Genomic DNA, 20,230 nt, shown 5'->3' with positions numbered 1-20,230 from the left:
ATGAAATTTCGCAGTAAGATGGTGCTTGCATACACCACTGTTGCACTCTTAGTCAGTCTGATCCTGGGCATTGCGGTGGCCAGGATCAGTCTTCAATATGAGATGACCAGCCAGAAAAATAATCTCCGGGTCACCGCCAAGTCCTATGTGGCCCAGATGGACGAACGGCTGAACCGGATGGACGCGATCATGAAATACATCCTGTCGGATACCGTCATGCTGGACAGCATCACCTGGCTGGCGGAGGACCAGTACGAGGAAATCCCCAACCGGTACGTGCTGGATGCAAAATCGAACCTGAGCACCGGGCTGACCACGGAATACATTATGAAAAATTCCTACCGGACCGTGTTTTTCAACCAGGCGTCTTTTCTGGCCAGCAGCGCCACCTATACGACAGGCGCGGGCATTCTGCCGAAGCAGCGCCTGATCTCGGAATTTGACGTGGAGGAGATTCCCTATCTGGAACCGGTCATCGCGGCGGAAGGAGATTCCGTGATCGTTTCCTCCCACCCGGATTACTGGAGCGCCAATGACAGCGACCCGGTGTATTCCCTGATGAAAGCGCTGCGGGGGAAGGGAATGGGATTTCTGGAGGTGGCGAACCGGATGGACAGCCTGGATTCCCTGGAAACCTCGGATCCGGATATTGATTTTCTGCTCATTGTCAACGGCGGCGAGATCCTTTACGCCAGTGACAAGGAGCGTGAAAAGGAGCTTTCCGGGGAGGAGAGAGAACGGCTTCAAAATCTGGCGGAGAGCAGGGTGATGACCCAAAACGGCACGATTTACACAAAGGCGTGTTCCGCGGAGTTTGACCTGACGGTGCTGGCGTATAAGACAAACGTTCTGCTTGAAAAAGAGAGGGGCCAGCTTTTTTCCATCTCCTTCGCGTCAACGCTGGCCACATTCAGCGTCAGCCTGATCATGGTCATTTTCTGGGCAGGCGTCCTGACCCGGCCGATCAAGCGGCTCCAGGAAACAGTGGAAAATACGAATATCGAGAATCTGCAGGACAACCGCCATCTGGAGGCGGGCGCGCTGGACGAATTTCAGGAGCTGATCCGCGCCTACCAGGCCATGATGGCGCGGCTGGACGAGGCGCTGCAGAACGAGAAGCAGGCGGCGAAGCTGCAGCTTCAGGCCCAGTTCGACACGCTGCAGGCCCAGGTGAACCCGCATTTTATCTACAACGTGCTCAACACGATTTCGTCCCGCGCGATCCTGGACAACGACGAGGCCATCTGCGAGATGTGCGGCTCCCTGGGAACGATGCTGCGCTATTCCACCAACAACAAGGAGCGTTACGCTTCCGTGGAGAAAGAGCTGGAATACCTGGACAGCTATTTTTACCTGCTCAAGGCACGCCATGAAAACTCCCTGGAGGTGCACATTGACGTGGATCAAAAGATCCGGCAGCAGGTGATTCCAAAGATGACCCTCCAGCAGCTTGTGGAAAACAGCGTGAAGCACGGCTTTCAGAACATGGAACGGGGCAGGCGCATTTCCGTGACCGGAAGGGTGCAAAAGGACGGCTGGACCATCCGGGTGCAGGACAATGGCTGCGGTGTACCCGAAAAAAAGCTTCTGGAACTGCAGGAGCGGTTAAAGGAAGCGCAGAAGGATATCCTGGAGAGGGCCAAGCCGGCGGAGATGGAGATCGGCGGCATGGGAATCGTGAACACCTACGCCAGATGCCTGCTGCTGTATTTTGAGGAAGGCATTTTTGAAATGGAAAACGTGCCGGAGGGCGGAGGCTTCGCGGTGACCGTGGGGCGCAGGACGTCCGGCAGTCCCCGCCGGACAGGAGAATAGTGCCCGTATTTAAAATCTGCTTCGCAGATGGCGGGCAATCAATTTGCTGCGCAAATTGGTTACAAATTTAGAGGAAGGAATTGACTATGAACATCGAATATTTAAAAATCAACCATTTGGTAAATCCGCTGGGTTATGACCTGGCAAATCCCACCATTTCCTATGTGGTGACAGAGGCCGCCGGAAAGCGCCAGACATCCGCGCGGGTACTGGTCTCGCTGAAGGAGGATTTTTCGGAAATCCTCTATGACAGCGGGGAGAGGGGCGATATTGTCAGCACCGGATTCGAACTGCCTGTTACAATGAAACCCATGACCAGATATTACTGGAAGGTCTGGGTGAAGGATGAGACGGGGGATAGTGCGTGGAGTGAAGCGCAGTGGTTTGAGACGGCAAAAACGGTGACCTGGCAGGGCGGTGTCTGCAGACCGGGAGAGACGGATTCCTGTCTGTCAGCGCAGGGAAGCGCAGGGCAGGAATCGGCGGACTGCGGTCAGGACGTGCAGGCCGGCACCTGGCAGGCGAAGTGGATCACCCCCAAGCTGGAAAAGCAGGTTCAGGCGGCGGTCTGGCAGGAGATCCAGATTCCAAAGCCGGCAGTCCGGGCCAGAGCCTATGTGACCGGACTGGGGCTTTATGAATTTTATGTAAACGGGGAGAAGCAGGGGGAGGAGTGCCTTCTTCCGGGATTCTGCGATTATGACAGCTGGATGCAGTACCAGACCTGGGAGCTTCAGTTGGAAACCGGAAAGAACCGGGTGGAGCTGGTGCTGGGCGACGGCTGGTACAAGGGCATCTACGGGATGCGCGTGAAGTCCGAAAATTACGGCAGCCGTTTGGCGGCCCTGGCGGAGATCCATGTCTGGTATGCGGATGGCACCAAGGAAGTATTCGGCACCGATGAGAGCTGGAAGTCAAGAAAAAGCCGGATTGTAGAAAGCGGCATTTATTCGGGGGAGGTCTACGACGCGTCATTGGATGTGAGCGAAACCTTCGGCACCGAGCTCATCGACCTGGGGTATGACCGCCTTTCCCCAAGGCTTTCCCCGGCTATTATGATCCACGAGCGGCTGAAACCGGTGGAGGTGATCCATACGCCTGCCGGGGAAACGGTTCTGGATCTGGGGCAGAACATGGTGGGCTGGCTTGCGTTTCACTGCAAAGCTCCTGCCGGGACGAGGCTGCATTTTCAGTTCGGGGAAATCCTTCAGGACGGGAATTTTTACAATGAAAACCTGCGCACCGCAAAGGCGGAATTTACCTATATATCGGACGGAATGGAGCGGGAGGTGCGGCAGCATTTTACCTTCTACGGATTCCGGTTCGTGAAGGTGGAAGGCTGGGAGGGAGAACCAGATCCGGAAGATTTCCGGGGGCTTGTGATTCACTCGGACATGGAAGAGCTGGGAGAGATCACCACCTCCGACCCGCTGGTGAACCGTCTGGTTCTGAACGCCAAATGGGGCATGAAGGGGAATTTTGTGGATGTGCCTACGGACTGCCCGCAGCGTGACGAGCGGTATGGATGGACCGGGGACGCCCAGATTTTCTCCGGAACGGCCAGCTACTTTATGGATACCTGCGCATTTTATACCAAGTACGGGCGGGATCTGTACGGGGAACAGATGAAGCTGGACGGCAGCGTGCCCGACGTGGTGCCAGTTGCCAATTACCCCGGGGACGCCTCCACGGCCTGGGCAGACGCCGCCACCATCATTCCCTGGAACGTGTATCTGCATTACGGCGATAAAAATATCCTGCGCCGCCAGTACGGCAGCATGAAGGCGTGGGTGGATTATATGAAACGGGAGGACGACTCAGACGGCGCGAAACGTCTGTGGCAGACCGGAACCCATTACGCGGACTGGCTGGCTCTGGACGGCAATTATCCCGGCGGGGTCTACGGGGCGACAGACCCGGATATGATCGCATCCGCCTACTACTATTACTCGGCAAATATCGTGGCAAAGACGGCAAAGATCCTGGGGAAAGACGGGGATGCCAAGAGCTACGAAACACTGGCGCAGGAGATCTGCGACGCCTTTGTAAAGGAATATTTCACACCCTCCGGAAAACTGGCGGTGGATACCACGACGGCCTATGTGGTGGCGCTGTACATGGGCCTGACCCCGGAGTTTGCCTATGAAAAGGTGTGCAGAGGGCTCTTAAACCGGCTGAAAAAGAACTTCTACCACCTGGATACGGGCTTTGTGGGAACGCCTTACCTGTGCCGGATGCTCTCCGAGAACGGGATGAACGACCTGGCCTACCATCTGCTCCAGGAGAAGGGCTACCCGGGATGGCTCTATGAAGTGCTGATGGGCGCAACTACGATCTGGGAGCGGTGGAACTCCGTGGAGCCAAACGGCAAGATCAGCGGCACGGAAATGAACTCCCTGAACCACTATTCCTACGGTTCCATCGTGGAATGGATGTTCCGGAATATGGCCGGGATCAATCCATGCGAGGAATATCCGGGATTTAAGAAATTCCGGATCGCACCCATGCCCAACTACCGGATCGGAAAATCTGAGGTTCGGCTGCGTGCCGCTTCGGGACGCATTGAGTCGGCGTGGGAGATCGACGGGAAGATGCTGAAATTCCGGTTCACGGTGCCCTTTGATACCGAGGCTGAGATCGTGCTGCCGGATGCTGAGGCGGAGGTGATCCGGCAGCAGGCTGGGGGTGCGGCCTGCGGAAAAGCCGGAGAGGATGCAATCCGGCAGGACGGGAAGCATGTGGTGTTTCTTGCAGGGGCGGGGAGCTATGCGTTCTGCTATGAGCCAACCACACCGTACCGGAAGACCTACAGCCTGGATTCTACCTGGGAGGAACTGAATGAAAATCCGAAGACCCTGGCGATTCTGGAGCAGGAGTATTATTTCGACAGGATTCCGTTTGAGAAGGAACTGTGTACTCTGGAGGAGCTGACTTGGGCGCCGTTTACCGGGCGCGGGGTGACGAAAGAGAAGCGGGAGAAGCTGGATCGGATGCTGCGGGGGGTGGAATAGCGGCTATAAAAGGAATACTGTAAAAAAATATGTAGACCTATGTTCTTGCGGAAATGTCAAGTATGTGGGTCTCATTTTATTATTTTCCATTATTTTAGCCATATGAAACTCCTTTTTTTCGCCATTCATTTACCGAGGAAATCCAACGATCAGTTAGGTCATTATCGGTAACAGCCGCTATAAACGGCTTGGCGAGGAAACTGTTTATCTTTCTCAAAACAATTCCATATTCCTCTGTATCTGTATCAATTTTTCGGCAGAATGCTTTCCATTTTTTCTGCATTGCTTCGTCACTTCCAAATTCTATTACCTGTTCAAATTGTCCAACAGTAAAGGCATGCCCCCGGTTTTTAAAGGTCTTTTCTAGAGCCTTGGTAAGTGTCGCGCCGTCAAAATCAAATCTATTTGCAAGGTAGTAAATGTCATAATAGTCTTTCATTCTACTGGAGAACTCCATTAGGCTGAGTATTGCGTCTATCTTTTCTGCAATTGTTGTTTCAAGTGAATAAGTGTTCACTGTAGGGGAAGGAAAATCATCAAGCTGCGTGGGGATTTTTCGTTTTTCCTGTTTTGGTACAATGACATCGCCAACACCAAAATCAATACTGAATGGTGTTCTGGTATTTTTAATTCTCGCCACAAGAGAAACCCCGATACCAGTATACTTTTTTGCAACAGCAATCGGCGCAATTTCTTTGATTTCAAAGCTAATAAAATCATTTCCTGTAGATGTTCCGATGATTTCTTCCAATACAGGTTTTAATTCTTTGGGCGTATTTGGTACTTTCCGAAGAAGGAAATCAACATCCACTGTGACACGGCTGTCGAAATTGGTAACAGAATAAATAAACAGACCGCCTTTGAGAATGAGATTATCAGCGTATTTGGATTTCTCCAAACGACGTAAGAACTCTTCCTGGCAGAAAAGTTGCAGACAGAGCTGATAAGTTCTGCCGCTTTCAGCGGCTTTGTTTTTCAATCTTGCAAGCACAGACGCAGCTATATCAGCCATTCAAAAGCACCTCCATTACATTCATAACTTTTGTATAAAGTTTCATTTCTTTTGCATATCTGGAAAGATTTACAAGGTTCTTATTATTATCAATGGCATAGGCATTGACCGCTTTATTGAAAATTTCATTGTCTAATTTCGTGCGATACTTGAAGCAATCACAAAGCGTCCGCTCACGGTCATAAACGGCCAGAAAAATGCCATTAAAATTATCTATTGTCTTACCCAGATTCAAAAAATTCTTTTGGATAAAGTATGGTTTCAAGGGTATTTCTTGTACCCGTTTTACTGTTCTTGAAGCTGTCCGTGGTACTGCAACCGACCATTTACGAGGAGAAAAATCGCTATACCCATAATGAAATAGAGCAGATTCTACGCAGATGATTCCTCCTGGAAGAATTTCTTTTAATATTCGTTCATCTGTCACGATGGCATTTTGAGGAAGTTGATAAAAGCCACGGCGGATTCTTTCTATTACGCCTTCTTTACACAGTGTGGCTACTTCATATTTTTTAATTCCGTCTAAAACAAAGTCCGATGTTTTTGCTATGCCACCTTTATTTAAAATTACTTTTTTTGCAAGTTCCCTTTTATTCAAATAAACACCAACTTTCTACATGCAAAACACTTTGATTGTATGCTTTTATTATATAGAAATGCAAAACAAATTTCAATAGTTTTAGGCTTCTGTTATGCCCTGAGCCTGCTTCATATCCTCAATGAGCCTTTCAAAGCGTTACTGAGCCGCCGCCTCCCCCCTAAATGAGAAAGGGCTCTGCAATCAACAGAACCCTTTCATACAGCTATTAAAAAAACTACATTATAACGGTGTCATATACTTATGTCAATCAGATTTCATGTCTAACTTGAAAACGCTGTTTTATTGTGAATTGAAATCTTGAGAGAGTACAATCACACGATACAATTCTCGCAGATTATAACCATCTGCGAAAAAACTTTATAGCATATCTCGACATCTGTTACAATACACCTAACAGGTAGATTTGTCAACACCCATTTTTTCCCTGCCGGCATCCTATCGCTGCCGACAGGTTACTGTTCACGCCCTGGCCGGGTGCTCACAGTAACGGCATCCAGCCCATTGAGAGACCGTCTGGCGACGGGGGCTGGATACCCGCTCCATCACTGAATTGGCCGGATGCCGTGCAGAAAATGCACGGCACCGCGTGAACAGCAACGCCGACAGGCTCTTTCGTTTGCTGATCCGGATGCTTTCCAATTTCAATATACAGAAATCATAATCATGAATTTACAATGACAAAAGGAGGAGCATTATGGCCAGACAAGGCGAGAATATCTATCAGCGCAAAAACGGCAAATGGGAAGGGAAATACATCAAGGAGCGAGTGAACGGCAGAATCAGATATGGATATATTTCCGGCAGCAGCTACGACGACGTACTGAGAAAAAAACAGAGGGCGGCCAAAGCATATGAAAATGCAGTGAAAAAGGAATCAGGCGGCGCGGAGGAGCTTTTATTTTCCAACGTGGCATCCGAATGGATGAAGGAAAAAGAGTTCTTACTCAAGCAAAGTACCATATGCAGGTACCGCAACAATCTAAACATCCATCTGCTTCCGATTTACGGGAACCGGCTTGTCACGGATATCACGAGAGATGATGTAGATGCCTTTGCGTCCCGGCTTTGTGCGTCAGGCGGCAAAAACGGCAGAGGACTGTCCGCCAACACAGCAAGGAGCGTTGTATCCGTGCTTAAGACGGTCGTAGAGTATGCCCGCGACTACAGGCAGGCCCCGGTGGCCAACCTGAACGGGATTTTTATAAAAAATCAGGGCAAACCAATCCGCGTATTCAGCAGAACCGAGCAGAAAATGATTGAAGATTACCTCCATGAAAATATGGATTTTAACAATGATCTCCTGGGGATCATGCTCTGCCTCTATACCGGCATCCGCCTCGGCGAGCTCTGCGCGCTCCACTGGGAGGATGTCCTGCTTGAGGAAGGGGAGCTGTACATTCACGCTACCATGCTGAGAATCCAGACCCCGGACCATCCGGACCACAAGACAGAGGTGATCACTACAATGCCGAAGAGCGGCAGCTCCCTGCGAAGGATACCGCTGCCTCCAAATCTGTACAATCTGCTGTCAGAAATGAAGGGGCCGAACGGCACATATTTTCTGACAAGACACAAGAAAATGTTCATCGAACCACGCATTATGGAGAGCCATTTCAAGGCAGTCATTGACGCGGTTGGGATTGCGGATGCCAATTTTCATGCGCTTCGCCATACCTTCGCCACAAGATGTATTGAGCTTGGCTTTGATGTAAAATCGTTAAGCGAAATCCTGGGGCATTCCAGCGTAAGGCTCACAATGGATCGCTATGTGCATCCTACGAAGGAAACAAAGCAGAAAAATATGGACAAGCTTGCAGAATTGATGCCCCGAAAATAAGAAACCCTAATACATACAGAAAGCATTTTGTTTCAGCTCTTCAAAGTCGTATAGCTAGAAGAGATAAGGTGATTTTTAAAGTGATAAGGTGGTTTGATAAGTCGGTCTGTTTTTCATGAATCCTGTTTTCACGGGCTTTTGAAGGATTTCTCGCAGATGGTTATAATCTGCGATTCAAAACGTAAGCTGCCTCGGCAGACAAAGAGCAAAATCCATGATTTAGGACGATGATCAATGAAGCAAAATGACAAGCACCATTCCTCCCATTACTGTGTCCTCTACACGCAGACATTAAAGCAATGGGAAGTCACAACGGTACTTAAGAAAAAACTTCCGGAAGGAAGGGGCACGGTGTTTTATCCCTGCATCGAGCTGTGGAGGCATGACAGAAAAGCAACGGAGATCAGGGCGCTTTTCCCCGGATATCTGTTTATCCGTTCCGATATGGAACCGGAGGAACTCCACCATTTTATAGGAGAGCACCGGAGGGACGTATCGTCCTTCATCAAGGAGCTGCGTATCAGTGAAAAAAAGATTTCCGGCGGCGATGCCGCTGAGCAAGCGGATGAGGCAAACGAATACCAATATATCCGGATGGATCTGAAAGAAGATGAGAAAGCGTTTTTAGATTTTCTTCTGGCCTGCGGAAATGAGGACACGGGTCAGGAAGCGGGCGGGGATGCAGAGGTCAAAGACGGTACATGCAGAGAGGATACGCGAAAAGCCGGGATATGCAAAAACAGCAATGGGGAAGAATCAGCGGCAGCGCTCAGGATTCCCACGGAAGGCGTTCTGCGGATGTCCTACGGATACCGGGAAGGCGGGAAATATGTTGTCATGAAAGGGCCGCTGAAGGAATACCAGAACCGCATCGCCAGGGTAAACGCCCATGACCGGAAAGCGTATCTGGACATCAAGATCAACGGACGTGCCGTAAGGGCAGGATTTGAAGTCAAGCCGAAACGGTACTGGTTCCCCGATGACAGCGATGCGCCCATGGTCCTGCATGACGGGACAGAAGTGAATCTGGAAAATCTCCGGAATATGATGATGGGGGCGAAGAAGCAAAGATAAGAGGACCCTTTCGGGCGCTGTTTCATACAGGTTCCTTCGGAGCGGAGATCATGTGATCAGACATCCATGGATTCATCATGAGTCAGTAGAATAAAGGAGAAAAATCATGCGTTAGTTTAGAATGCTTTGATTTGAAAAGATGATGACGGACGGGTAGTCGCTGTATACGTTACCCCACCCCTGATTCTGGTCATAGCGCGTAATCGGAGCGTGGGATGAGATTCCGGAAAGGATTCATCAAACCTGCGGGTGGCGAAGCCTGCCCAAAAAGCAGAAGGTTTTGTATGAATGAGGAAAGGGAAGCTTATGGCACGGATGGCGAAGCTATGTCCAAAAGGGGAAGCATCAGATCAGAAAAGATCAGACGAATAAGATCCTATCATGCAAGGGGGGGGGCGGGAATTTTCCGGCAACCCCTTATTGCATTCTATAGAATATACTCATTGTTAGGAACTGCAGGAAATAACTTGTGCAGATTGCGCGGGATATTTTTTCGCGTGTACAGGTCAAAAAAACGCAGGCGCAGCGGGCTGCATCGAGGCTTTTTGACCTGAACAGTCGGAGAAATAGACAAGATATTTCCATACAGTTCCTTGCTTGCATATATGCGAAAAGGAGCGAATATGACAGACATTGCAGCAAGGTGCATCAGAGAACAACCAAGGTTCAAAGGTATTTTTCAGAACAAAGGAACATTTGAAAGGCGGGTAAGGCTTGCATCGCCTACCATGCACAGCGATGAAAAAACGTTCATAAACCAGGCATTTGACGAAGGGTTTACTGGCAGGAACATAGCCAGGTTGGAAAAAGAAGCGGCGGAATACATCGGCGTAAAACATGCGGTGGCATTCAATTCCGGCACCGCGGCAATGCACATGGCGGTGAAGCTGGCCGCAGAACGGCTCTACGGAAGTGCCGCGGCAGTTCCGATTTCCGGCGGTCTTGGAACAGTGGGGGCATTGCAGGGAAAGCGCGTGTTCTGTTCGGATTTTGCATCGTCCACAATGGCGGATTCTATCGTCAGCGAGGGCGGGGAACCTGTGTTTGTGGATGTTTCGGACGAGGACTGGTCAATGGACCCGGAAGTGCTGGAGATCGCGTTTCAGCGTTATCCCGATGTGAAACTTGTGATGATGAACCACGCATACGGATTTCCAGGGCAGATCATGAAGATCAGGGAAATCTGCAGAGATCACGGAGCGCTCCTCATTGAGGATGCATCAGAGTCTCTGGGCGCAAAGGTTCACGGAAAGCAGACCGGCTCTTTTGGCGATTACGGCATCCTAAGCTTTGGCAGTGACAAGATCATCACAGGTTCCGTAGGCGGAATGTTCCTTACGGATGATGATTACAGTTCGAAAAAAGCAAGAAGCCGGGCATCCCATTCCAGAGCTGCGGCGCCATGGCGACAGTATGAGGAGTTGGGGGAAGAGTGCCGGATGAGCGACATCGTTGCCGGCCTGATTCTGGGGCAGTTTCAGCATCTGGATGAGCATATCGCAAAGAAACGGATGATTTATGAAAGATATCTGGAGAAGCTGGACGGGGATACCATGTATATGAACCCGGTAGGCGAAGGGACAGAACCGAACTATTGGATGTCTTGCATGACCTGCGAGAGCAATATTTTGTTTCAGGAAACCAGGTCGGAGCGGGAGTATACCTACACAAATCAGCACGGGACCGCTTCCCCGATGGAGATCTATGACGCGTTGGAGGCGTTTAACGTGGAGAGCTGTCCGGTGTATAAACCGATGAGCTTGCAGCCGGTTTTTAGGAACTATGATCAGATCACGCTGGATGGGTCTAAGAGGGAGTATGCGGAGTTTGATCAGGAGGGGTTCTGGGTCAGGTGCGATGTGGCGAAGGACAATTTTGACAGGGGACTTTGCCTGCCGTCGGATATTAAGATGACGGGGGAGGAACAGGATCGGGTTGTTGAGATTGTGAGGTCTTGTTTTGATTGAGAAGGAAAAGTTGGTGGATTAATTTAATACAGAAGTATCCTAGATGGAACATATATTGCCATGAGACGGCAATAGGGACATTTTGATGAAAATTTAGAAGTCTATTTGGGAAAACTAATGCAAACTATTCCGATATATAGCTTTTTGGGAGATAAAGAAAACTTGAAAAAAAACACGAGAAATCTTTTATTGTTTTATGTAGGGATGCTTGGGCTTTATGCAGCTAGTAGGAATGTGGCGAAGAAGCATGCTGAAAATGAAAGTATTGACGAAAATAATAAATATTTAAAAAACGAGTCGATAGTCTCCACATCTTATGAGAAATTTATTAAGCCAACATTGGATAAAGTTCTGGCTTTTGTGGGACTCGTCGTTTTATTTCCACTTATGGCTGTGATAGCGATTATTGTATGGGTTGATGATCCAGGATCAATATTCTTCACACAGAAAAGAGTAGGAAAAGATGGTCATTTTTTTATGCTCCATAAATATCGGACAATGAAGAGGAGTGCTCCACATGATATTCCTACACATCAGTTGGAGAACCCCGAGCAATATATAACTAAAGTTGGCAAATTTCTTAGAAAAACTTCATTAGATGAATTACCACAGATTTGGGATATCTTTAGAGGGAAAATGTCCATCATCGGTCCACGACCGGCTCTCTGGAACCAAGATGATTTGGTGGCAGAGAGGCAAAAATATGGAGCAAATTCTATATATCCAGGATTAACAGGTCTGGCACAGATACAGGGACGCGATGAGTTGCTGATTTCTGAAAAGGCCAAAATAGATGGAGAATATGTTAAAATTCTCAGGTTAGGTGGGATAAGAGCGTTTGAGCAGGACATCCGTTGCTTCATTGGCACAGTCGGCACTGTGTTAAAACATGATGGAGTGGTTGAAGGAGGGACAGGAGCGCTGCAGGTTTCCAGTAATGTATGTCAGACAAAGAAGATTACAAGTATTTCAATTCCAAGTGCAGGTGAGACTGGATTTGAAGATTATGGTCATTTGAAACACTTTGACATTGAAAAAAACAGAGAAATTCGTGTTCTTATTACTGGGGCTGGTTCATATATAGGTGAAAGCTTTAGGCGTTACACAATTGAACATTACCCTAATATAGCCGTTGATACCATAGATATGATGGATGGCTCTTGGAGAAAAGCAGATTTCAGTCCTTACGACTGTGTTTTTCATGTGGCAGGAATAGCACATACTGATTTAGGAAAGGTTTCTGAAGAAACAAAAGCGAAGTATTATGCTGTCAATACTGATCTTGCTATTGAGACGGCGCGAAAAGCGAAAGATAGTGGTGTAAAGCAATTTATACTTATGAGTAGTATGATTATATACGGGGATTCTGCTCCGTATGGAAAAGAGAAGGTTATTGATGAGCATACAATTCCAGCGCCGATGAACGTTTATGGGGATAGCAAATGGAGAGCAGATGTGGGAGTTCGGGAACTACAAACAGATATTTTCCATGTTGCGATCTTAAGACCGCCTATGATATACGGATGCGGAGCTAAGGGCAATTACCAGACATTGGCAAAACTGGCTAAAAAATTTTATTTTTTTCCAGATGTGGCTAACAGTCGATCAATGCTTTATATTGAAAACTTATGTGAATTTGTATCATTGCTAACGCTCTCAGGTGAAAGTGGAATATATTTTCCACAGAATTTTGAATATATAAAAACAGCTCAAATGGCGAAGATGATATCAGATGTTACAGGGAATAGAATGAAAAACATTAAAATTCTTAACATTGCTGTTATTGTAGCACAACATATTCCGGGGCGGATATCTTGTCTGATTGATAAAGCCTTCGGAAATTTTGTATATGATCAAAAGTTGAGCCGATATGAAGGGTTAAATTATCAAATAACAGATATTGCTGAATCTATAAGACGTACGGAAAGAATTGATACAGCATCAAATATAAATAATGGAGTCAATATTCTGCCTAATTCTAATGAGATTAACAAAGATATTAGCGAAAAAAAAATATTAATGATTGCTTCGGTTGCATCGATAATTGACCTTTTCAATACAGATAATATTAATATTCTGCTTTCGCTTGGCTATAAAGTAGACGTAGCTGCAAATTTTGAATTTGGATCAATTACGAGTCAAGAACGTGTAGATGAATATAAGCAGGAATTGGCTGATCATGGTATAACCCCATTCCATGTGCCAATTCCCCGGGATGTGAAAGATATCTCAAATATCATTAATTCCTACCGAATTGTTAAGGCACTCATAGATACTGGCAACTATAATATGATTCATTGTCACAGTCCTATTGGTGGGGTTGTAGCAAGACTGGCAGCTAAGGAGGCAAGGAAACGCGGAACTAAGGTGATTTACACTGCACACGGCTTTCATTTTTTTAGTGGGGCGAGCCGGAAAGCGTGGTTGCTTTACTATCCGATAGAGAAATTCTGCGCTGGATATACGGATTTGCTGATAACGATTAATCAAGAGGACTATAAAATTGGGAAAACACTTGGAGCAAAGAAAACAGTCTATGTCCCGGGGATTGGTGTACATATTGATGAGATAAAGAATTTAGCAGTAGATAGAGCCAGTAAGAGAGCAGAATTAAGCTATCAAGATTCAGACTTCGTATTCATGTCTACAGGACAAGTAAGTCTTCGGAAGAATCATGAGGTAGTAATAAAAGCTATGGCGTTACTTCAAGACCATAACATCAAATACCTTATTGTCGGTTTTGGCGAAGAGGAAAAACGCTTGAAAAGACTTGTGAAGGAGTTGGGAGTCGATAATTGTGTTAGATTTGTCGGCTATAGATCTGATGTAAAAGAACTGCTCCATGTCGTAGACGCGTTTGTATTTCCTTCAAGACAAGAAGGACTTCCTGTTGCACTTATGGAGGCAATGGCTGTTGGATTACCGATAGTAGCAAGCAGGATTCGAGGGAATGTGGATTTAATAGCTGATGGTGTGAACGGATATTTGGTAGACTGTGATAAACCAGAACAGTTTACTAAAGCAATGGAACAAATCGTATGTTCAGATACGTCAGGTATGCGTGAAGCCAATCAAAGGCGAATTAATCGTTTTGATACATCTGCCGTCAATAAAAAGATGACCAGACTATATGAGACTATAGCATAGGAGAATCAATTTAAAGATTAAAGAGATGTCTGTCAACATATAAGGCGGAGATTAATAAATCTTTTTGATGATTCTAATAAAAAATAGGATTTAGTGCTAAAGCATTAGGGGACAAATTTGGAAAATATGTGTGAAAAAAGAGTGCTCCACATAATCAATGGCATGTCCGATGGTGGTGCGGAGACATATATTATGAATGTTTACCGTACAGTAGTGGATTTGGGTATACAGTTTGATTTTTTGCTTAGAGATAAAGGGCAGAAATCTTTTTATTTGGATGAAATAAAAAAATTAGGAGGCAGAGTGTTCTATGTATCTTATTTTCCTACTCATGCCATCCTAAATTATATTCAGACGAAACAATTTTTAGAACATCATGAAGAATATAAAATTATAGAAATCCATGCAAATGCATTGTTTTATATCAGTCCATTATTGATATTAAAAAAACTGAATAGAAAAGTGATTGTACATAGTCATAGTACAAGAACGAGACTACCAATAATGAAACCCATCCATTATGTCAACAGAGAAATAATATCTCGAATGAATATAGATAGGATTTCCTGCTCAAAAAAAGCCGGGATATGGATGTTCAGAAATGAGTTTAAGGTTGTAGCAAATGCGATCAATTTAAAACGCTTTTATGAGGTTAAGGATAAGAAGAAGTATAATGAAAAATTTGTTTTTGCCTGTGTAGCAAAGTTTATGCCGGTAAAAAACCACAAGTATTTACTAGAGTTATTTAGAGAATTTCACGAAAAGGAAAGTAGTTCAATACTGATACTTATTGGTGATGGTCCAACAAGAGGAGAAATAGAAATTTTGGCAAATAAGCTTGGCATTTCGAATAGTGTTGAGTTTTGTGGTTCTGTAAGTGATCCAGAACGAATAATTGCAAATGCGACTTGTTTTTTGCTTCCATCTTACTATGAGGGAATCCCGCTAACGTTAATTGAAGCTCAGGCTCTTAATTTACATTGTGTGGTAAGCACAAATGTAGATAAAGAATGCAATATAACAGGACTTGTTGATTTTGTAGAATTAAAAAATAAAAGAGAGTGGTTGTTAAAAATGCATCAGATAAAAAAAATGGATAGAAATAAACTTATGAATAAGTTGGACAATAGCGGATACAACATAGACAAAAATATTGAAATATATCAAAAATTGTACACTAAAAAAGAGATTAAGATAAATGAATTACAATAAATGTGTGTCTCAAAATGAATATTGGTGGATTGCTATAGGATTGTCGATTTTATTTATAATAACTCCGATGTTCTATTCGACTGGAATTATAATTTTGATCTTCTCAATAACTTCGATATTAGTTGTAGGTTTTAGAACTAATAAAGAAATTCGTTTAGAGATATTGTTAATAATATCTTTGATCGTGATGTTAAGCATTACAGAAAATGCTTTTTCAGGAAATGAAAGATGGAAGCTTCCTCTTGTATCTTCATGTATGCTTATAGCTTTTCGACAGATTCAGTTGAATAGAGAAGCAAAAACTGTAAATAAATTATCGATTTCTGTAAAAGTTATTGTCAATTTATTATTTTATACAATTTGGATATGGGGAATGTATGAAATAATACGATTTATTGTTGTTTCACTTGGAAATTGGGAACAGAGAAGAGTTTTGTATTTGTATCCATTTGATATGCATTATGTAGATTTTACATTTATGCTCATTTTTATTTTTAATTTTGGTGTAAAAACAAAACACTTTTTCACAACTTTAGTTTTTACTTTAATTTCCATAGCTGTTTTTCCAGCAAGAATGTATACATTTTATATAGTATTTTTTTGCCTTATATATTTCTTTCATAAGAAAATAAAAAAATATCTGAAGTTGATTCAGTTAAATAATTACTTTGTTTTAATACTTATATTTGCAATATCAGTAACTATACTTGCCATACTATGGACGTTAATTCTTACAAATATTTTTAAGGTTAATGCAACACATCAGGGGTACTTCGATGATTCAAACCAAATGAGGTTCATGACAGTAGTATATGCACTTCAAGTGATTTCAAAGTACAGACCTGTTTTTACTGGCTTTCCGTCAATATCATGGCTTCAATATAGTGAACTTATTCAAAGCCCATTCGCAACTAATAATGGACCACACAATTCATATATACTGATGATTTTATACTATGGAATAGTATTTTCACTTATTTATTGGTATATGATGTCTAGGATATTTAATAAAGCATCATCAAGAATTAATGATTCTATAATTATCAGCTATTTACTTTGTGCCGGTATCTTACATTTGACGCTTGAGGGGTATCGTCTATTTTTCATATTGTCGATTCTGATGATACCGGATGATTTTGGTTTTATAATTCACAGGCCCAAAAAGATACGCTATATTTTTAGGTATAGAGTACGAAAGAATGATGAAAGGGGAATTACGACCATATGAAAGTGGTTATCCTTGCAGGTGGATACGGTACGCGTATTTCTGAGGAATCTGTTTCAAAACCTAAGCCTATGATAGAAATAGGTGGGATGCCGATATTATGGCATATTATGAAAGGGTATGCCCAGCAAGGCTTTAATGAGTTTATTGTATGTGCAGGATATAAGCAGCATATGATAAAGGAGTGGTTTGCCGATTATTTTCTGCATACTTCTGATATTACATTTGATTTTAGAAAAGGTAATAATGATATGATTGTGCACAACAAGCATATTGAGCCTTGGATGGTCACAATTGTTGATACTGGACTTGAAACTATGACCGGGGGACGTATAAAAAGGGTACAAGAATTTATTGGTAATGAGACATTTATGCTGACTTATGGTGACGCGGTAGGAAATATCGAAATATCTAAACTGTTAAACTTTCATAGGAAGCATGGAAAAATTGGTACGATCTCTATGTACAGTTATGCACAGAATAAAGGGGTTATTGAAGCGGACGATAATGGAATAATAAAAGCATTTAGAGAGAAATCAGATTTTGACGGAGACTTGATTAATATAGGATTTATGGTTTTCGAGCCTATGATATTTAACTATATTGAAGGGGATGCAACTGTATTTGAGCAAGCACCTATTAATAAGTTGGTATCTGAGAAACAACTTATTGGTTATGTACATAAAGGATTCTGGCAATGTATGGATACTTTGCGAGAAAAACAGAGCCTTGAGAAAAAGTGGGCATCAGGGAATGCATTATGGAAAATATGGAATTGAACATTAATTGACGGCAGGAGATATAAAAAGTTCGGATACTGCAAAAGAGCTTATTAAGTATTCTCTATATTAGGAGGAAAACATTTTTGAAAAAAGTAATCGTTACAGGAGCCAATGGTTTTATAGGTTCAGAACTATTAAAAGAACTTATCCGTGAAGGGATTCAGGTTATAGCTGTTGTAAGATGTGAAAATTCTAGTATTACTCGTATAAAAGATTTGCCAAATGTTTCAATTGTATATTGTGATATGGGCGATATACATAATCTTCCTGAAATTATTGAAGATAGAAATATAGATGCTTGTTTTCATTTGGCGTGGCTTGGATCATTCGGAGATGAGCGGGGAGATTATGAGATGCAGATGAGAAATGTCACTTATGCTCTCCATACGATTGATGCTATTTCGAAGATGGGAATAAAGCGTTTCATTGGTGCAGGGACATTAGCAGAAAAGGATGTACTGAACTACCATGCAGAGGACGGGGCAATACCAAATTCTGTTAGTTTTTATGGTATAGCAAAACTTACTGCTCATTTTATGACTAAAACAGAATGTACTAGGTTAGGAATAGACCATATATGGTGTTACTTATCAAATACATTTGCGGCGGGGAGTACAACAAATAATTTTGTAATGATGGCAAGTCGATTGATGCTCAGTGGGAAAAGAGCATCATTCACAGCAGGTGAACAGATATATGATTTCATGTATGTTACTGATACTGCGAGGGCACTACAATTTGCAGCTAAGTATGGAAATAAAAATACCGCATACTATCTTGGAAGTAATAAGGAACGAAAATTAAAGGAATATATCAAAATAATAAGAGATATGATTGATCCAGATATTAAGTTATATTTAGGTGATATCCCATTTAATGGTAAACCGCTTCCACCAGAAGCATATGATGGACAGAAATTAATGCATGATACGGGATTTAAGCCTAGTATTGACTTTGAAGAAGGAATCAAATGGACAATTGAATGGCTAAGAAAAACGGAGTTTAATGACATACAAGAGATGGGAGAACAATGATAGAGAGATTTAATTTTAAAAAATTAGATTTACAGGGGGCATATTTGATCAGGCCATTCTATTCCACTGATGAAAGAGGTGGATTTATAAAAGACTTCAATATAGAAGTCTTTTATAAACATGGGATTACTCATGAATTGAAGGAAGTTTTCTATACAATTTCAAAGAAAGGGGTTATAAGAGCAATACATTTTCAATTGGGAAGACAGCAAGCCAAGCTTGTACGATGCGTAAGCGGTCATATATATGATGTTATAGTGGATTTGCGTCCGAAATCTGAAACTTTTGGACAATGGAGAGGGTTTGATCTTAGTTCCGAAAATAGAAATGAAATTTTGGTTCCAGAGTACTTTGGGCATGGATATTTAGTTTTGGAAGACTCAGTTGTGAGTTATAAATGTGCAGAGGTGTTTTATAGCGAAGGCGATTCGGGAATTATGTATAACGATCCAGACATCAATATTTTCTGGCCATTTGAAAAAATAGGAGGAGTTGAAGAAATAATCATAAGTGATAAAGATCAGAATCTTATGAGCTTTCAAGATTACAATAATCTTATTCAAAAGTGGGATTCTAAAAGAGGAGAATATGGAGAAAGTAAGTATAATAATTAATTGCTTGAATGGAGAAGAATATCTCGGACAAACATTGACATGTTTAAAAAAACAGTCGTTTCAAGATTTTGAAATAATATTTTGGGATAACGGCTCAACAGATGCAACAGAAAAGATTGCAAAGAAATTTGATAAAAGGTTGAAATATTATAGAGGAGAAGAAACAATACCATTAGGGGCGGCTCGTAATAGGGCTATCGAGAAAACTACAGGTGAATATATTGCATTTATTGATAGTGATGACTTATGGGATTATGATAAATTAGAAAAACAGGTAAATATTATGGAGCGTTTTCCTGATGTCGGCTTGGTGTTTTCTAATTATTATGATATGATAATGCCGCAAAAAAAATTGAGTATAAAGGAAAATAACTTTGAAGAGAAAATAATGAGTTTTTCACAGTATATAGATATGTTTTTTTTCTGTACGAGTTCTACAATGATTCGTAGAAAAGCGATTGAAAAAATGGAAATCTATTGTAATGAAAACTATAAATATTGTCAAGAGGCAGAGTTTTTTTTACGGATAGCATATAATTGGAATACATATTATCAAGGTAAACCATTTGTAAAAAGACGAGTTCATAGTGAAATGACAACAACGAAAAGTCAGTCTCATTTTTCGAAGGAATATGCAATGATGTTAGAATGCATGAGAAAAATGGATAGGAATTTTGACAATAATTATCCCAAGGCGAGGAGAAAGCTGCAGTTTTATAGTGATTATTTTGAGGCTAAGGATATCTTGCCCAAAGGTGAAAACAAGCGTGTAAGGCAATTGATGAAACCATATTTATTATATGACTTTAGAGGAATATGTTATTATACAGCTTCACTTTTTCCAAGACAAATGTCGAAGAGACTAGCATCTATGATGAGGAGCAATAAAGCGTAAATGT

Annotated in this window: 14 protein-coding genes; 12 read left to right on the top strand and 2 right to left on the bottom strand. The window is 43.2% G+C overall.

Features of this window, described 5'->3' with window-relative positions; translation table 11 throughout:
• Both EBB54_RS15425 and EBB54_RS15420 read left to right on the top strand, forming a co-directional pair.
• The gene (locus EBB54_RS15425) at window positions 1-1,815 is read left to right on the top strand and encodes a sensor histidine kinase (RefSeq protein WP_125128096.1); all 1,815 of its coding nucleotides are present in this window, start codon (window positions 1-3) and stop codon (window positions 1,813-1,815) included.
• Window positions 1,816-1,901: 86 nt separating this feature from the next.
• On the top strand, window positions 1,902-4,826 hold the full coding sequence (locus tag EBB54_RS15420; RefSeq protein WP_125128095.1) for an alpha-L-rhamnosidase: 2,925 nt from the start codon (window positions 1,902-1,904) through the stop codon (window positions 4,824-4,826).
• A gap of 94 nt (window positions 4,827-4,920) precedes the next feature.
• On the opposite strand, the gene EBB54_RS15415 is transcribed toward EBB54_RS15420, so the two are convergent.
• On the bottom strand, window positions 4,921-5,838 hold the full coding sequence (locus EBB54_RS15415; protein WP_125128094.1) for a nucleotidyl transferase AbiEii/AbiGii toxin family protein: 918 nt from the start codon (window positions 5,836-5,838) through the stop codon (window positions 4,921-4,923).
• Window positions 5,831-6,436, bottom strand: a complete 606-nt coding sequence (locus EBB54_RS15410; protein ID WP_125128093.1) for a type IV toxin-antitoxin system AbiEi family antitoxin domain-containing protein — start codon at window positions 6,434-6,436, stop codon at window positions 5,831-5,833. The genes EBB54_RS15415 and EBB54_RS15410 overlap by 8 nt, the downstream gene beginning before the upstream one ends.
• A gap of 697 nt (window positions 6,437-7,133) precedes the next feature.
• On the opposite strand from EBB54_RS15410, the gene EBB54_RS15405 reads away from it, so the two are divergent.
• From EBB54_RS15405 to EBB54_RS15360, 10 genes are all read left to right on the top strand, one after another.
• Complete coding sequence (locus tag EBB54_RS15405) at window positions 7,134-8,276, top strand: tyrosine-type recombinase/integrase (protein ID WP_125128092.1); 1,143 nt, start codon at window positions 7,134-7,136, stop codon at window positions 8,274-8,276.
• A gap of 234 nt (window positions 8,277-8,510) precedes the next feature.
• Entirely contained in the window at window positions 8,511-9,350 is an 840-nt protein-coding gene (locus EBB54_RS15400; protein ID WP_125128091.1) for a transcription termination/antitermination NusG family protein, read from the top strand.
• A 623-nt stretch (window positions 9,351-9,973) separates the two neighbouring features.
• Window positions 9,974-11,317, top strand: coding sequence for a DegT/DnrJ/EryC1/StrS family aminotransferase (locus EBB54_RS15395; protein WP_125128090.1), 1,344 nt, complete (start codon window positions 9,974-9,976; stop codon window positions 11,315-11,317).
• A gap of 144 nt (window positions 11,318-11,461) precedes the next feature.
• A complete protein-coding gene (locus EBB54_RS31230; RefSeq protein WP_162307159.1) occupies window positions 11,462-14,464 on the top strand; it encodes a sugar transferase in 3,003 nt (1,000 codons plus the stop codon).
• A gap of 126 nt (window positions 14,465-14,590) precedes the next feature.
• On the top strand, window positions 14,591-15,676 hold the full coding sequence (locus EBB54_RS15385; protein ID WP_148099369.1) for a glycosyltransferase: 1,086 nt from the start codon (window positions 14,591-14,593) through the stop codon (window positions 15,674-15,676).
• A complete protein-coding gene (locus EBB54_RS15380; protein WP_125128087.1) occupies window positions 15,663-16,904 on the top strand; it encodes a hypothetical protein in 1,242 nt (413 codons plus the stop codon). The genes EBB54_RS15385 and EBB54_RS15380 overlap by 14 nt, the downstream gene beginning before the upstream one ends.
• On the top strand, window positions 16,901-17,680 hold the full coding sequence (gene rfbF, locus EBB54_RS15375) for a glucose-1-phosphate cytidylyltransferase (protein WP_125128086.1): 780 nt from the start codon (window positions 16,901-16,903) through the stop codon (window positions 17,678-17,680). The genes EBB54_RS15380 and rfbF overlap by 4 nt, the downstream gene beginning before the upstream one ends.
• A gap of 86 nt (window positions 17,681-17,766) precedes the next feature.
• Complete coding sequence (locus EBB54_RS15370; RefSeq protein WP_162307157.1) at window positions 17,767-18,717, top strand: NAD-dependent epimerase/dehydratase family protein; 951 nt, start codon at window positions 17,767-17,769, stop codon at window positions 18,715-18,717.
• Window positions 18,714-19,331 (top strand): dTDP-4-dehydrorhamnose 3,5-epimerase, encoded by a 618-nt coding sequence (gene rfbC, locus EBB54_RS15365; RefSeq protein WP_125128084.1) that lies wholly within the window; start codon window positions 18,714-18,716, stop codon window positions 19,329-19,331. The genes EBB54_RS15370 and rfbC overlap by 4 nt, the downstream gene beginning before the upstream one ends.
• The gene (locus EBB54_RS15360) at window positions 19,306-20,226 is read left to right on the top strand and encodes a glycosyltransferase family 2 protein (protein WP_125128083.1); all 921 of its coding nucleotides are present in this window, start codon (window positions 19,306-19,308) and stop codon (window positions 20,224-20,226) included. Before rfbC ends, EBB54_RS15360 begins: the two co-directional genes overlap by 26 nt.
• The last annotated feature ends 4 nt before the right edge of the window (window positions 20,227-20,230 follow it).

The organism is Schaedlerella arabinosiphila (genome assembly GCF_003885045.1).
Taxonomy (GTDB): Bacteria; Bacillota; Clostridia; order Lachnospirales; family Lachnospiraceae; genus Schaedlerella; species Schaedlerella arabinosiphila.
The sequence above is the reverse complement of the archived record's forward strand: the minus strand, read 5'-3'. Positions and strand labels throughout refer to the sequence as shown.